Raw genomic sequence first — 14,844 nt, 5'->3', positions numbered from 1 at the left:
CCGAAAAATACCAGGCCAGCTGTTTCCTATTTTAAATGCAAGTAATCCTGCTGCCGCAGTGCTTCATAAACAAGAATGGCTGCAGTGTTGGATAAGTTAAGCGAACGGACTTTATCGTTCATTGGAACCCTTAATGCGCGTTCTTTGTTGATTTCAATGATATTCTTCGGAAGGCCCGTCGTTTCTTTGCCGAAAATAAAATAATAATCCTTCCCGACATTGCTGTAATCGAAAGTGGAATGCGGCTTGGTGCCATACTTCGTTAAGTAGAAGTATTCACCGCCTTCGCTGCTATTAAAGAAATCGTCCAATGATTCATGATAGACGATCTTTACAAATTGCCAATAATCCAAGCCTGCACGCTTCAGCATTTTATCATCTGTCGAGAAGCCAAGCGGCCGGATCAGATGCAATGTCGTATCAGTAGCCGCACAAGTACGGGCTATATTACCAGTGTTGGCCGGAATTTCCGGCTGATATAATACTACATGCAACCCCACTTTTTTCACCTCTAAATTAAATCTGCATGTGTTATTATATCATTTTGAAATCACCTTACAAATTACTGGTCATCAGTTATAGACAAAAATTTATATTTAATATTCGGTGTATAGGCTGTTGAATCTTCATAAGCCCAATAACGCATTCGGCTGTTATAAGTATGGGCATTGACCAGGGGCATTCCTGAGGCATCTTTTCCCGTCACGATCGTTGTATGGTCAAATCGCCCGTCTCCCTGAAAATCATAGCAAATAACATCTCCAATTAAGAGCTGATCCGGACTGGAGACTTCCTCCGCTCTTAACCCCGAATTCGAACTCGGCAGATACCATCGCAATGAATTCGCTACCGTCCAGCTGTAGCTCCAATTTCCGCTTCTCATCCACCATCCTTTTCCGCGGTTAGGATACCCTCTCATCGGGCCGCCGCCTACATGAAGGCACTGTGAAATATAATTGGTGCAATCCACTTCAAATTTTTTATAAGCCGGATTATAGCTGTTCCACCATTTTTCTGCATACTGCACTGCTTTCATGCGGTCATACTCATATACAAGCCTTTCTTCCTCTCCATATTCATGGTCTGGAGACGCTTCATCTTTTTGAATCTCATTAAAAGGGTTTTTCTCCCGATCCTCGACGAACACTCCTTTATAAAAGTCGGCTGTTCGCTCTTCAATTTCTTCTTCCATATAGAACACGCCTTTTTGCTTAATTAAATATCTAAAGTGAACTCTGTATTCAACCTGCTTCACGTCATCCTTCTCCCCGCCGACCTTGATCACTTTTCCGGTTGCCTGGGCTTTAACAATCTCACCGGACCGGGCGGTAAGAGATTCTTTCTTCTTTTCAATCTTAGGGCAGGTATGAATTGAACTTCTTGAATGGGAAACGCACTGCTGCACTCTTTTTATTAACAGCTCCTGAAGCTGGTCCCTCACGCATCTCACTCCTCTCCTATTCAATACATATGAGAGAAAGCAGAGGACTTTGCTTAATTTTTCGTGCAATATAACAGTAAGTCAGCCGGACTGAACAGTTTCTCTGCATTTGAATTTTACTCTTTGCATATTGTTGGACTGAGGAAAAATTAGAATTTTTCATAAAAATGGCCATAGAAAAAGAGGGAGATTCCTCCCTCATCATTTCTCAATAAAACTTAAACCTTTTTCAATCTCAGCAATAGCCTCTCCGTCTTTTTCCTGCTGCAAAGCCTTTTCCAGGGCAGCTAATGATTTCTCACCGCCAATTTTCCCAAGTGCCCAGGCAGCCGTTCCACGGATCACCGGCCGAGGATCTTCTGTCATGACTTTAATCAGATCTTCTACAGATGTTTCGTCTTTGTAGTGAGCCAAGGCGATAATGGCATTTCGCTGGATCGGCTTTTTCCCTCTCCAGGAGCCTGAAACCGGACCATATTTTTCTTTAAATTCACGGTTGCTGATAAATAAAAGCGGCCTTAAAAGCGGCTTTGCCACTTCCGGATCAGGCTCCATCTCTTCGTGCAGATGAAAATCCTTGCCTTTATTTTCAGGGCATACGGTTTGACAGGTATCACACCCATAAAGTCTGTTACCCAGTTTTTCTCTATACGGCTCAGCAAGAAAGCCTTTTGTCTGTGTCAGAAACGCGATGCACTTCTGTGCATCAAGCTGACCTCCCTGAATTAAAGCACCAGTCGGACAGACGTCTACACATTTATTGCAGCTGCCGCATCTGTCTTCCATTGGTTTATCCGGCTCAAATGGCAGATTCGTAATCATTTCTCCTAGATAGACATACGATCCGAATTCCGGTGTAATGATGGAACAGTTTTTTCCGCTCCAGCCAATTCCGGCACGCTGCGCTACGGCCCGATCCACAAGCTCACCTGTATCCACCATGGATTTGCATAACGCCTCAGGTATTCTTGACTGAATGAATCCCTCAAGTTTCTGTAGACGTTCCCTCAAGATATGATGATAGTCTTTACCCCATGAAGCGCGGCAGAAAATGCCTCTTCTCTCACCTCTTTTGCTGACCACTCTGACCTTCATTTTGGAAGGGTAAGCAACAGCTATTGAGATAATGGATTTGGGCTTGTCCAATAGGAGGCCGGGATTCACTCTCTTCTCAATATCAGGCTCTTCAAATCCAGATTGATATTGAAGTTCCTGCTGGCGAATCAGTCTATTTTTCATCTCATCAAAAGTGCTGGCTGCTGTAAAACCGATTTTATCTATGCCAATTGTTTTGCTGTATTCAATCACTTCCTGCTTGAAATGGGCAAAATCCATTGTATAACCTCCTTTCATGAAAAATTGATTTATATGAAAGTCTTTAATTTATTGAATCACCGCTTATTATGATAAACTATTTTAAAGTAATTTTGGAGGTGGAAAGCTTGGAAATTACGTTTGCTCCCGAGTTGTGCAGGTTAATTCCCCAATTTAAAATTGGATTCATTACATATAAAAATATAGAAGTCGGACAATCTCCTCAAATGGTAAAGGGCAGACTCCAATTATTTCAGGAATCAATTTATTTTGACTTAGAGGACAAGAGTGTTACAGAATTTGAAGGGATCAAAGAATGGAGACAGATTTTCAAAACAGCAGGCAAGGATCCAAATCGGTACCGCCACTCTGCAGAAGCACTGTACCGAAGAATTAAGAAACAAAATTATCTGCAGCCGGTCAACAGCTCCATAGATATTAACAACTTCTTTTCCCTCGAATATCAAATACCGATTGGCGTGTATGACGCAGATAAGCTTTCAGGCAATCTGACTATCAGGTTAGGCAAAGAAGGCGAAGAATATAACGGTCTAAACGGAAGACCCAACTCACTTGCCAATTTAATTATTAGTGAAGATGCGGCAGGGCCATTTGGCAGTCCGTTTGTCGACTCTGAAAGGACAGCGGTGACGGAACAGACTAAAAATGCCGTTCAAATCGTTTATTTGCGCCCTTCTCTGGAAATGGAAAAGGCTGAAAAAATGGTTGAGTCCCTAATGAACATGTACTCTCAAGTGCATGGTGGAGAAGGAACCTTTAAGGTAATTGGATGTTAAACAAGTTTATTAAAAAATCGAGTGGAATCCGCGGATGCCACCCGATTTTTTTGCTCAATAGCCAAAGAAAATGAAAAAACGCAATACCTCGTTCTTTTTGAACGAAACACTGCGTTGGCTATGTATGGAGCGGGTGAAGGGAATCGAACCCTCATCATCAGCTTGGAAGGCTGAGGTTTTACCACTAAACTACACCCGCATTTATATGAAGTTACTGACTACTGTTTTTTTCCCGTACTTGCATGCCTCTTCCTCTAAAAGCTTTTTCATGGAAGCCTGTACGTCGAGGCAACTCGGAGATGATTCATGGATGTGTTGGCTCGTGGCTGAGGTTTTACCACTAAACTACACCCGCATTTGTGTACTTATATTTAATCAGTAATGAAATTATGCCTAAATCCCATGTCGATTTTTATCAACAGCAAAATAAACATTGTGTCGAATCAACTATTTAATAATACTAAATTCAGCCAGAATGGTCAACCCCAATTGAGAAATTTGTCGAAAATACAGGAAAGGATTTAAAATCCTTCCCTGCTAAGAATGCTACACCCACCACATTTCTGAAGGCTGCTCTTCAATTAAGATCGATTTAAGGTTCCTGACTGCCCTTGTAAATCCTTCTTCTATAGACATAAGCGGATCTTCATGCTCAATGCTGACAACATAATCATACCCAAATGTTCGCAAAGCGCTCATCATATCCGACCATTCCTGCAGGCCGTGTCCGCACCCGACTGACCTGAATGTCCACGCTCTGGTCTGGACATTTCCATACGGCTGCATATCTGTTAAACCGTACATATTAACATTTTCCTTGTCAATATAGGTATCTTTTGCATGAAAATGATGAATGGCATTTTCTTTTCCCAAAATCTTTATTGCTGCCACAGGGTCGATTCCCTGCCACCATAAATGGCTTGGGTCCAGATTGGCACCAATGGCATCACAGGTTTCTTCCCTTAATTTTAGAAGTGTATAAGGAGTATGCACAAGGAATCCGCCATGAAGTTCAAGACCAATTTTCACATTATGGTCTTTTGCAAATTGCCCGGCTTTCTTCCAGTAAGGAATGAGTTTCTCCTCCCACTGCCATTTCAGCACTTCTCCATACTCATTCGGCCATGTTGCAACCGGCCAATTCGGATGCTCTGCCCCTTCCCCATCACCTGCAGTGCCTGAAAAACAGTTAACAACCGGAACATTCATTAAGCTGGCTAACCTAATCGTGTCATATAACACGCGGTCCGATTCCTCTGCAAATGCTCTATCAGGGGAAATCGGATTGCCATGGCAGCTGAATGCGCTGATTTCAAGACCTCTTGATAAAATCTTTTTCAGATAATCAGCCCGAAGTTCTTTACTTTCTAATAGCTCGTTCAGGCTGCAGTGAGCGTTTCCGGGATAAGCCCCCGTTCCGATTTCAACAGCCTTAAGACCTGCAGCTGCCACATGATCAAGCATTTCTTCAAAATTCTTCTCAGCAAATAAAACGGTAAATACGCCAAGCTTCATAAAATCCCCTCCTCGCTTCTAAAGTATTTCTCTTCTGCCCATTTCACTGCTTTTATAAATCGCATCAATAATTCTGGTTGTCTGCAGTGCTTCTTCTGCTTTAACTATGAATTCTTCCCTCCCCAAACAGCTGTCAATAAAGTTCCGTGCCTGCGCCAAAGCATAATCATTCTCCCCCGGCAGCCATTCTGAGCGTGTATTAAGGAGCATTCCATGTTTGGATTGGTTCAAACTGAATGGGAATAAATCAATTCCTCCACCCTGCCCTGAAAGGCTGAGGCTTTCATCATCCCGTTCGATATTGGCCGACCATGAGGTTTCAAAAAGCAGGGATGCCCCATTGGCAAATTTTATATAAGCTGTCACATGGTCATCGACATTAAAGGATTGATGGTCAAAACTTCCCCATAGATTCACCTGCTCAGGCATTCTGCTCAATGTATTATAAGCTGTACCGGAAACCCCGGTTTCCTCCGGGTTTCCCAGAAGCCAAAGCGAGAGGTCAAGCAAGTGGCATCCATAATCAATCAAACTTCCTCCGCCCTGAAGTTCCTTATTGGTGAAAACACCCCATCCCGGCACCTTTCTTCTTCTCATCGCCCGTGCTCTGGCAGCAAATGGAAGACCAATTTCATCTTCTGAAATGAGTTTTTTGGCAGCCTGAGCCTCTTTCATAAACCGGTAGTGGTAGGCAATGGCCAAAACCTTTCCCGACCTGTCTCTGGCTTCTATCATTTTCCTGCATTCTTCTGCTGTCATGGCCATCGGCTTCTCACACAACACATGCAGCCCGGCATCCAGTGCAGCAGCCGTAATCTCAGCATGAAACTTATTCGGTGTACAAATAACTACGGCATCTGTTTCACTGAATACTTCTTTATAATCCGTAAAAACGCTGCTAATTCCAAACTTCCTTGCAGCCAATTTTGCAGTATCCTCATTCACATCGCAAATAGCTGTTATGGAAGCACTATCCGATAATTTTAGTAAAACGGGAATATGCCTGGACTGGGCTATTCCGCCAGCACCAATAATCCCGATCCGAAGTTTCTTCATTGATGCATGCACCTCACTTAATTCTGACAATCTGCTTTGTTTCGCTCGACTCCAGCGCAGCAAGTATCACTTGGAGCGACTTCATTCCCTCAGAACCAGGAATCGCAGGCTCCTGTTCATTTAAGATGCTTTCAAGAAAATGATCAATGACGCCTGAATTCTTTTGTCCTCCTTCTTCATTTGTCTGAATCCCGCCAAGTTCGTACTTCACTGTTTCACCGTTTGCATACTGAACAATGAGAGAATTCACCGGATCATCTTCTAATCTCAAAATTGCCTTTTCTCCATAAATAATTGTGGAATTGTCTTCTTTTGAGACATAAGACCAGCTTGCAGCCAATGTACCGATTACACCGCTTTCCGTTTTTAAAACGCATACCGCTGTATCATCGACATCAGCACCCATCTTGGCACTTGTCTCTACGAATGCTCCTGCCTCAGCAAACTCTTCTCCCAGCAGATAACGCAGCAAGTCGGTCTTATGTACACCAAGGTCGCCCATGGCGCCAATAAAAGCCTGATCTTTTTTGAAGAACCAGCTTTCTTTGCCATCTGCACTCCATCCCTCTGGCCCGCCGTGGCCAAAAGCCGTCCGGAAACTATAGATTTTTCCAGCTTCACCTTTTGCAATCAATTCCTTTGCTTTTTTATGAGATGGAACAAAGCGCTGATTATGAGCAATCATTAATTTCTTTCCATTCTTACTGGCTGCTTCAATCATGTCCTGTGCCTCTTCCATAGAAGTTGCCATAGGCTTTTCACATAGTACATGCTTGCCGGCGTTTAATGCTGCAGCTGATATGGGAGCATGCAGATAATTCGGGGTGCAGACACTCACTGCATCTATATCCTTATTAGCCAGCAATTCTCTATAATCGGTGTACACCTGCGCCCCGTACAACCCGGCAAACACATTTGCACGCTCTTCATCAATATCACATACCGCTGCAATGACAGCCCCGCTGCTTGCATGATATTCAGGCATATGCCGATGCTTGGCTATACTTCCGCAGCCAATTATTCCAATTTTGAGTTTTTTCATCTTAATTCTCCACTCCTTCTTGACTCACTCTGATTCTCTCCAATGGCTTCGCATTTCCATAGACCGGTACGGGAAGATCAGTTGGTTTAGCCCACTTAACAGCATTTTTAATAACCTGCTGAACGTCCTTATGATAATAAGTTGGATACGTTTCATGTCCTGGGCGAAAATAAAAGATTTTCCCTTTTCCGCGCCTGTATGTACAGCCGCTCCGGAAAACTTCCCCGCCTTCAAACCAGCTCACCATTACAAGTTCATCCGGTGCAGGGATATCAAAATGTTCCCCATACATTTCTTCTTTTTCAAGTTCAATATATTCTCCAAGTCCTTCTGCAATGGGATGGCTCGGGTCTACAATCCAAATCCGTTCCTTTTCATCCGCTTCTCTCCACTTTAAATCACAGGATGTTCCCATCAATGCTTTAAAAATCTTAGAAAAATGGCCGGAATGCAGGACAATCAGCCCCATTCCATCCAGCACTCTTTGTTTTACTTTTTCAGCGATTGCATCCTCAACTTCCCCATGCGCGAGATGCCCCCACCAGACCAAAACGTCTGTTTCCTGTAAAACAGCATCACTAAGTCCATGCTGAGGCTCATCCAATGTAGCTGTCTTTACTTTATAATCTTCTTCATTTAAAAAGTCTGCAATGGCACCGTGAATACCATCCGGATAGACAGACCTTACCTTTTCATCCTTTTGTTCATGACGATTCTCATTCCAGACAAGCACGTTGATCATAATCTTCCTCCTTCTGTTAATTCATGCTTCGATATTCATTTGGGGAAATCCCCTCTGTCTTTTTAAAGACTTTGCTAAAATACTTTTCATCCTGATAGCCGACCCGGAAAGCAATTTCATAGATTTTCAGTTTAGGGTTCTGCAGAAGCTCTTTTGCCTTGTTCATTCGGACACTCGTAATAAAATCCGTTATGGTAGCCTGATATTCATGTTTAAACTTCCTGGAAATGTACTCCCTGCTTAAATAAAATCTGTCTGCAATTTCCTGCAGGTTAATATCCTTGTTATAGCTTTCCAGCAAAAACTGTTCTATTTGCTGAATCACATTCATCTCCCCGCCATGCTCCTTCTGGCATTCCTCTGGAGGACTCTGCTGTTTCCATTCATTTATGGCTTTCTCCAGGGTTTCATTCAATATTTCAGGATCAATAGGCTTCAAGATATAATCAAAGCTTTTATAACAGATGGCATTCCTCATATAGTCAAAATCATCATATCCGCTGACGACAATCGTCTTGCTGGATAGATCCGAAGAATGAATCCATTTTAAAAGGCTTATGCCATCTCTCTTTGGCATGCTCATATCAGTGAATATGATTTCCGGGCGATGCTCTTTAATCAGCTTTATGGCCTCATTTCCATCTACCGCCTCCAGGATTGTGTCAATTCCAAAGCGGCTCCAATCCGCAAGAAGCAACAAGCCTTCCCTCACATGTTTTTCATCATCCACAATAATTGCTTTCATCTTATCCACCTTCCATTCTTTTTGGAAGTTTAATAGAAACAAGCAGCCCGCCGCGCTCAAGATTCTTAAGCTGCAGGTATGCACGATTGCCATAATAGAGTTTTAACCGGGTGTAAACATTCTTCAGTCCGATATTCGTTAACTCAACCTTTTGCCCTATCCTGTCATTCATCAAATGCAATCGGATTTCCTCCAGCCTGCTCTCAGAAACGCCGCTGCCATTATCCCCGATCAGAATATCCAGATAAAATTCATCCTGTCTGCAGGTGATACTAACCTCTCCTGTTTTTTCCCGTGCATCAAAGCCATGCTTAAAATAATTCTCCACTATGGGCTGTAAAATCATTTTCGGCACAGGAAACCCCAATGCTTCTTCATCAAGCTGAAAACTGAACTGAAGCTGGTCACCGAACCGCTCTTTTTGCAGCAGGAGATAGGACTTGGTATGTTCGATCTCTTTTTGAAGAGGAACCATATCCTCCTCCATATTCATGCTGTACCGCATGATTTTAGAAAGGCGGGTAACAGACGAATAAATCTGCGGACCCTGATTTTTTAATGCCGCTGTTCCGATGGACTGCAATGCGTTATATAAAAAATGCGGATTAACCTGGGACTGCAGAACCTTTAGCTGATTGGTCTTGTTCTCAAGCTGAAGTTTATACTCCCGATTGATCAAATCATTTATTTTATCGATCATTTGTTTAAATCGATCACCGAGATAGCCAATCTCATCATTGCCAAAAGATTGAAAACGGACATTAAGGTTTCCTTTTTCAACCTGATCAATATATTTCAGCAGGATTCTGATTGGTGAAGTGATTCTAACAGAGATAAATAGAGTGGCAAGAATAACCAGGATGAGTCCGATAACGCCAAACATGATATTGATTTGCGCCACGCTGAATGCACTTTCATATAAAGTGGTATATGGAACACGCTTAACAAGATACCAGCCGCCAGAATTTTGCGATAATTGATCGTATATCATGACGCCGTTGAATGAACCTTCTTTCCATTCAACCGTGCCATTAACTTTATTTGTACTCATTACCCAATCTATCCAATCAGTCGTTTTAGTATCTTCATCAGTTTCATCAGTTGAATGGTAGATCAATTCCCCTTCAGGAGATATAATATAGAATTCTTCATTTTCCTCCGAGTAAAGATTACGGCTGATATTGGTTATTTGATCTGGTGAGAACTCCAGTGAGATATATGCCAATACATCATCTGATGGAATATTGATTAAAGATCTGTGAAGCGTTATTACATTTTTAGGCTTTTTGTCCTCAGGCTCCTTTATCTTATGAATAGGTTCAAGATACATATTGCTTGGACTTTCTTTTGCTTTTAGGTAAAATTCCTGATTGGCATTTGTCAGCTTCTTTGAAAAAATAACTGTAGAGCGCCTGGAAGCTGTTATAAGACGATCTTCCTTTGCAACAGCAATGTTGACCCTTTTAATATTTTCTTCTGCATACAGTATGGTAGAAATTACATTTCTTACAGCTTCCACTGCCTGATAATTATTTTCCTTTTGGGGATCTTTTAAAAAGTTTATTAAACCTGGATTATTGTAAAGGGATAGTGTTAATCCATCCAGCTCATTTATGTAACCCTCCAGGTTCACTTTTCCTTGATATAATAGGTTGCTATTTTCCTTGATGGCCTGGTCTTTCAATGATTCCGCTGTATGATAATAAGTGATGATTATAGACGCCCCAAATGGAACGATCGTTGCTACCATCAATAGAACAATCAGTTTATTCCTAATGCTCTTTTTGAACATGTACATCCCCCGCTGCTTTGTCTTTTACAATAGTATAAAGCGAACTTCCCTTTTTGGGGATGCCTTTTTGCTATGGGGTTTTGCTTATCATTAAAATATAAAACAGAAAGCATATCTTCCGCAGACATGCTTCCTGTTTAGCCAAATTTATTTCAAATTATCCCAGGATGCCTGGAAGCGTTCAACGAGCGTATCATAGTCGATCTTTCCTGCAGCGTATTCCTGGATTGTTGCAGCAAACTCTTTATTTGCACCATCAGGCCATCTGAACCATGTCCAAGGAACAGTTTTCTCTTCCTTAGAATACTCAAGAATATGCTGGCCAAGAGGCCCTAAACCGGTTGGCTCTATATTGTCGAAGGCAGGAATGAACGCAAACTCTTCTGTGATATAACGCTTTCCTGTTTCAGAAGAAACCATCCAGTCAAGGAATAATTTTGCTTCTTCAAGATGTTCTGAATTTTTATTAAGAACCCAGTTGTTCGGAACGCCTACTGGTAAACGGTTTGCTTCAGCTTCATCATCAGTCAGCGGAATTGGAAGGAATCCCATGTTAATTTCAGGGTTGATTTCAAGAATCATGTTTTCTGTCCAGTTTCCCTGCTGAAGCATAGCCGTTTTGCCGGAAGCAAATAGAGTCACTTGCGTATTGTAATCTGTTGTTAATGGATTTTCATTTCCGAAGTTTATTTCAGTATCAAGCACTTCTTTGAACTCTTTAAATTTATCATTGCCAGTAATCTTTTCAGATCCGCTGTATAGGCCCTCAATAAATGCCACTGGATCTTCCTGCTGTGCAAATGGAATATTTAATAAATGCTGACCAATGACCCACCACTCTCCGTAACCGGCAGAGAAAGGAGTAATTCCTTTATCCTTTAGTTTTTCAGCAGCATCCTTCAATTCAGAAATCGTATTAGGCGGTTCAATAATGCCTGCTTCTTCAAATAAATCCTTATTATAAATGAAACCGTATCCTTCAAGGTTTACAGGCATTCCATAAAGTTTTCCGTCTGTATCAGTCATTGGAACTTTTCCAATTGGAAGCACATGCTCTGCCCAAGGCTCATTTGAAAGATCTGCAAGATGCTCCTTCCAAAGCTCCAATTCTTTAAATCCGCCATTGTTAAAAATGTCAGGCTGTTCGCCGGATGCAAACTTTGCTTTTAATGCGGCACCATAATCAGCACCGCCGCCGACTGATTCAAGCTTTACTTTAATATTCGGATGCTCTTTTTCAAATTCACCGATCATTTCCTGAAGCTGATCGGCAATCTCCACTTTAAACTGGAACAAATTTAATGTTACCACTTCATCCTCATTCTTTGAATCATCCTTAGGCTTTTCGTCCCCTGAAGAGCTGGAAGAAGAACAGCCTGCCATAATGCCCGCCATCAGAACCAATGACAGCAGTAATAAAGCAAAGCGTTTCATTTTGTTTCCCCCCTGAATAATTTTTTATATAAACTTTAACAGCCCATATGGCCGCAAAAGTCTCTATAACTACTTGATGGAGCCTTGTGCAATGCCTTTAATAATATGCCTCTGCAGGAACAGGAAGAAAATAACGACCGGTGTAATGCCCATTACAAGGGCGGCCAGTCCCATGTCCCATTGCTTTGTATATTGTGCAAAGAATGAACTTGTGGCCAAAGGAATCGTCCTAAGTTCTGCATCCTGAAGCACAAGAAGCGGCAGCAGATAATCATTCCAGATCCATAATGTATTTAAAATAACAACCGTTACAGTGATTGGTTTTAGAAGCGGAAAAACAATTCTCCAAAAGACCCCAAACTGGCTGCACCCATCAATTCGGGCCGATTCTTCTATCTCTATTGGAACTGTTTTAATAAATCCGTGGTACAGGAAAAGCGATAATGGTACACCAAAGCCAAAATACATAATGATGAGACCTGGTATGCTGTTTGTCAGATTCAGCGTGCCTCCCAGCTTCATCAGCGGTATCATGACCGTCTGGAATGGAATAACCATCGCAGAAACAAATAGGGCAAATAGGATTTTGCTGAATTTCCCCGGGGTTCGGACCATCTTCCAGGCAGCCATGGAACTAATGACAACAAGTCCAATATTGCTGATCACCGTAATTATAAGCGAGTTCCAGAAGGCCCGCGGAAAATTAATAATATCCCATACCTTCAAGTAATTGGAGAATAAAAACTCCTGCGGCCACGCTGCAGCATCAATCAAAATATCTGCAAAACCTTTTACAGAATTGATGATCACGAAATAAAAAGGTATGAGGAAAATGACTCCTAATACGATTCCGATAATCTCGAGCAGAAACGTAACCTTCGTATATCTGGGATTCATTATGCCTCAACCTCCCTTTTCTTGGTCATCATAACCTGAACCGTTGTAAAAATAGCTACAACAAGGAAGAACAGAATGGATTTCGCGGTACCAAGACCATACCGGTTATTTTGGAATGCTTCCTGATAAATATTAATCGCAACAGATTGTGTTGAATTAAAAGGACCTCCGCCTGTCAGTGAAATATTCAGATCGAAAATCTTAAAGGCCATTGAAATAGTTAAAAAGAAACAAATCGTAAACGCCGGCAAAATAAGCGGAATAATAATTTTAGTCAGAAGTGTCCAGCTTGATGCCCCATCGATCCTGGCAGCCTCCAGCAATGTCTGGTCAACCCCCTGCAGCGCTGCAATATAAATAACCATCATATATCCGCTGATCTGCCAGGCAAACACAATTACAATCCCCCAGAATGCTGTTGTCTCATCCCCAAGCCATGGGAGCTTAAAAACGGACAGGTCTGTAAGATTTCCAATTGCCGCAAACCCTTTTACAAAAATAAACTGCCAGATGAACCCAAGCAATAATCCCCCGATAACATTAGGAATGAAAAACACAGTCCGCAATAAGTTCCTGGACTTCAATGCTGCGTTCAATAATAACGCAAGCCCAAAACCTAGTAAATTACTAATAATAACCGAAGCTAGCATAAACTTGGTAGTAAAAATAAAGGAATCAAAAAACTTAGGATCATTCTTAAAGATCTTTAAATAATTTTCAAGTCCTACCCACTCAACCACAGAACTGACACCATTCCAGGAAGTAAAGGAATAATAAATACCCATCAAAAAAGGAATGATTTGAATCACCAGGAAAAAAATCAATGCCGGTCCTACAAAAGCACTGTATGTTAGCATTTTTTTCAGATTTGCTTTTTTCCTGGATACTGTTTTAACCTCTGAATTGACTGCTGCTTCCCCGACCTCAATCTTTGTCTCCAAATCTTTTCACCGCCCCCTTATCTCTTGCAAACGCTTTCCTACATTATATTTGAAACCGTTTGCATATATAGGTGACTGGATTGACTAAAAAGGTGCAATATTTTGACTTGTTTAAAAGGTTTAACTTGTGTTAATCGAAGACATTGCATAGAATGAAGCTATCTTGAATATTAGGGATCTCATATGTTTTGTAATATTCTTAATTCAAAAAATCTTATCTAAGCATTATCAGGTCAATGGATTTGTAAGACATTCTATTATGAACCTTTTTGATTTGTTATGATCAAAGGTAGTTGCACTGTTTTCCCCGCCCTTAAAGCCACCTGTAGCATCTTGAGTTATAGAAGATACAATGTAACTATCCTCTGCTTTAACACAGCTTGTTTTTCGTTTTTATGGAGATGTGGTTACTTTGACGCAGCTTCTTTTCGTCTTTGATGGAGATGTGGTATCTCTCCTATGCTTTAAACTCTTCTTTCTCGCTTGCTAAAAAATGTGTTATCTAACTTGGACGTAACACACATCCGTGGCTTACTTTAGTAATTCAAACCTGGTTATTCTTGTTTCATAGGAACCTTCCGAACAGTTCAGAACCCCATTTCGAAACCACCCTCTGAATCGTTCGGAACCCTGCATTGAAACAACTTGCATCACAATCAGCAGCAGGGCTGCATTGATATTTGCTTTCCGCTTTAAAATTTGCACATAAATTAATTAAACAACAAAAAAGGTTTCCCTATTGGGAAACCTTTTTTTAGATACCGGTGGTCGGGGTCGAACCGACACTCCAGAAGGAACACGATTTTGAGTCGTGCGCGTCTGCCAATTCCGCCACACCGGCATATTAAAATGTAGTAAATCTTGTGGTGCCGAGGACCGGAATCGAACCGGTACGGTAGTCACCTACCGCAGGATTTTAAGTCCTGTGCGTCTGCCAGTTCCGCCACCCCGGCGTATATCAGCGAATCAAGATTTAGATTATGGAGGCGGCAACCGGATTCGAACCGGTGGTAAAGGTTTTGCAGACCTCTGCCTTACCACTTGGCTATGCCGCCATAAATTGAAGTTTATTCTGGAGCGGAAGACGGGATTCGAACCCGCGACCCCCACCTTGGCAAGGTGATGTTC

General features: G+C 41.8%; 14 protein-coding genes and 4 tRNA genes. 1 reads left to right on the top strand and 17 read right to left on the bottom strand.

Going from position 1 to position 14,844, the window contains the following annotated elements; translation table 11 throughout:
- Window positions 1-26: 26 nt before the first annotated feature.
- From trmL to queG, 3 genes are all read right to left on the bottom strand, one after another.
- Entirely contained in the window at window positions 27-500 is a 474-nt protein-coding gene (trmL, locus tag NR125_RS21930; protein WP_019381359.1) for a tRNA (uridine(34)/cytosine(34)/5-carboxymethylaminomethyluridine(34)-2'-O)-methyltransferase TrmL, read from the bottom strand.
- A gap of 62 nt (window positions 501-562) precedes the next feature.
- On the bottom strand, window positions 563-1,441 hold the full coding sequence (locus tag NR125_RS21925) for an amidase domain-containing protein (RefSeq protein ID WP_019381358.1): 879 nt from the start codon (window positions 1,439-1,441) through the stop codon (window positions 563-565).
- A 201-nt stretch (window positions 1,442-1,642) separates the two neighbouring features.
- Window positions 1,643-2,776, bottom strand: a complete 1,134-nt coding sequence (gene queG, locus NR125_RS21920) for a tRNA epoxyqueuosine(34) reductase QueG (RefSeq protein ID WP_256816131.1) — start codon at window positions 2,774-2,776, stop codon at window positions 1,643-1,645.
- Between the two features lie 107 nt (window positions 2,777-2,883).
- Here queG and NR125_RS21915 point away from each other — a divergent pair, with 107 nt between their 5' ends.
- Window positions 2,884-3,552, top strand: a complete 669-nt coding sequence (locus NR125_RS21915; protein WP_256816130.1) for a B3/B4 domain-containing protein — start codon at window positions 2,884-2,886, stop codon at window positions 3,550-3,552.
- 125 nt (window positions 3,553-3,677) lie between these two features.
- Here the strand turns inward: NR125_RS21915 and NR125_RS21910 are convergent.
- From NR125_RS21910 to NR125_RS21845, 14 genes are all read right to left on the bottom strand, one after another.
- Window positions 3,678-3,751: transfer RNA gene (locus NR125_RS21910), tRNA-Gly, on the bottom strand.
- Between the two features lie 347 nt (window positions 3,752-4,098).
- Window positions 4,099-5,067, bottom strand: coding sequence for a sugar phosphate isomerase/epimerase family protein (locus tag NR125_RS21905; protein ID WP_256816129.1), 969 nt, complete (start codon window positions 5,065-5,067; stop codon window positions 4,099-4,101).
- An 18-nt stretch (window positions 5,068-5,085) separates the two neighbouring features.
- On the bottom strand, window positions 5,086-6,123 hold the full coding sequence (locus NR125_RS21900; protein ID WP_256816128.1) for a Gfo/Idh/MocA family protein: 1,038 nt from the start codon (window positions 6,121-6,123) through the stop codon (window positions 5,086-5,088).
- Between the two features lie 13 nt (window positions 6,124-6,136).
- Window positions 6,137-7,165, bottom strand: a complete 1,029-nt coding sequence (locus NR125_RS21895) for a Gfo/Idh/MocA family protein (protein WP_019381353.1) — start codon at window positions 7,163-7,165, stop codon at window positions 6,137-6,139.
- Between the two features lies 1 nt (window position 7,166).
- The gene (locus tag NR125_RS21890) at window positions 7,167-7,907 is read right to left on the bottom strand and encodes a ThuA domain-containing protein (protein WP_251157550.1); all 741 of its coding nucleotides are present in this window, start codon (window positions 7,905-7,907) and stop codon (window positions 7,167-7,169) included.
- 16 nt (window positions 7,908-7,923) lie between these two features.
- Window positions 7,924-8,652, bottom strand: coding sequence for a response regulator transcription factor (locus tag NR125_RS21885; RefSeq protein ID WP_256816127.1), 729 nt, complete (start codon window positions 8,650-8,652; stop codon window positions 7,924-7,926).
- 1 nt (window position 8,653) lies between these two features.
- Window positions 8,654-10,444 (bottom strand): sensor histidine kinase, encoded by a 1,791-nt coding sequence (locus tag NR125_RS21880; RefSeq protein ID WP_256816126.1) that lies wholly within the window; start codon window positions 10,442-10,444, stop codon window positions 8,654-8,656.
- A gap of 147 nt (window positions 10,445-10,591) precedes the next feature.
- Complete coding sequence (locus NR125_RS21875) at window positions 10,592-11,878, bottom strand: ABC transporter substrate-binding protein (protein WP_192908302.1); 1,287 nt, start codon at window positions 11,876-11,878, stop codon at window positions 10,592-10,594.
- Window positions 11,879-11,947: 69 nt separating this feature from the next.
- Window positions 11,948-12,775: a carbohydrate ABC transporter permease gene (locus NR125_RS21870; RefSeq protein ID WP_019381349.1), complete on the bottom strand. Its 828-nt coding sequence runs from the start codon at window positions 12,773-12,775 to the stop codon at window positions 11,948-11,950.
- Window positions 12,775-13,716, bottom strand: coding sequence for a carbohydrate ABC transporter permease (locus NR125_RS21865; protein WP_009331574.1), 942 nt, complete (start codon window positions 13,714-13,716; stop codon window positions 12,775-12,777). Before NR125_RS21865 ends, NR125_RS21870 begins: the two co-directional genes overlap by 1 nt.
- Window positions 13,717-14,247: 531 nt before the next feature.
- On the bottom strand, window positions 14,248-14,421 hold the full coding sequence (locus NR125_RS21860) for a hypothetical protein (protein WP_256816125.1): 174 nt from the start codon (window positions 14,419-14,421) through the stop codon (window positions 14,248-14,250).
- A 54-nt stretch (window positions 14,422-14,475) separates the two neighbouring features.
- Window positions 14,476-14,557: transfer RNA gene (locus NR125_RS21855), tRNA-Leu, on the bottom strand.
- Between the two features lie 23 nt (window positions 14,558-14,580).
- Window positions 14,581-14,669: transfer RNA gene (locus NR125_RS21850), tRNA-Leu, on the bottom strand.
- Between the two features lie 28 nt (window positions 14,670-14,697).
- A tRNA-Cys gene (locus NR125_RS21845) sits at window positions 14,698-14,771 on the bottom strand.
- Window positions 14,772-14,844: the final 73 nt, after the last annotated feature.

The sequence above is a fragment of the Cytobacillus sp. Bac17 genome (assembly GCF_024519925.1).
Classification (GTDB): Bacteria; Bacillota; Bacilli; order Bacillales; family Cytobacillaceae; genus Cytobacillus; species Cytobacillus pseudoceanisediminis.
The sequence above is the reverse complement of the archived record's forward strand: the minus strand, read 5'-3'. Positions and strand labels throughout refer to the sequence as shown.

Coding starts and splice junctions, on each gene's coding strand:
- queG (WP_256816131.1), bottom strand. CDS start 2,776: ATGGATTTTGCCCATTTCAAGCAGGAAGTGATTGAATACAGCAAAACA.
- NR125_RS21905 (WP_256816129.1), bottom strand. CDS start 5,067: ATGAAGCTTGGCGTATTTACCGTTTTATTTGCTGAGAAGAATTTTGAA.
- NR125_RS21900 (WP_256816128.1), bottom strand. CDS start 6,123: ATGAAGAAACTTCGGATCGGGATTATTGGTGCTGGCGGAATAGCCCAG.
- NR125_RS21895 (WP_019381353.1), bottom strand. CDS start 7,165: ATGAAAAAACTCAAAATTGGAATAATTGGCTGCGGAAGTATAGCCAAG.
- NR125_RS21890 (WP_251157550.1), bottom strand. CDS start 7,907: ATGATCAACGTGCTTGTCTGGAATGAGAATCGTCATGAACAAAAGGAT.
- NR125_RS21885 (WP_256816127.1), bottom strand. CDS start 8,652: ATGAAAGCAATTATTGTGGATGATGAAAAACATGTGAGGGAAGGCTTG.
- NR125_RS21880 (WP_256816126.1), bottom strand. CDS start 10,444: ATGTTCAAAAAGAGCATTAGGAATAAACTGATTGTTCTATTGATGGTA.
- NR125_RS21875 (WP_192908302.1), bottom strand. CDS start 11,878: ATGAAACGCTTTGCTTTATTACTGCTGTCATTGGTTCTGATGGCGGGC.
- NR125_RS21870 (WP_019381349.1), bottom strand. CDS start 12,775: ATGAATCCCAGATATACGAAGGTTACGTTTCTGCTCGAGATTATCGGA.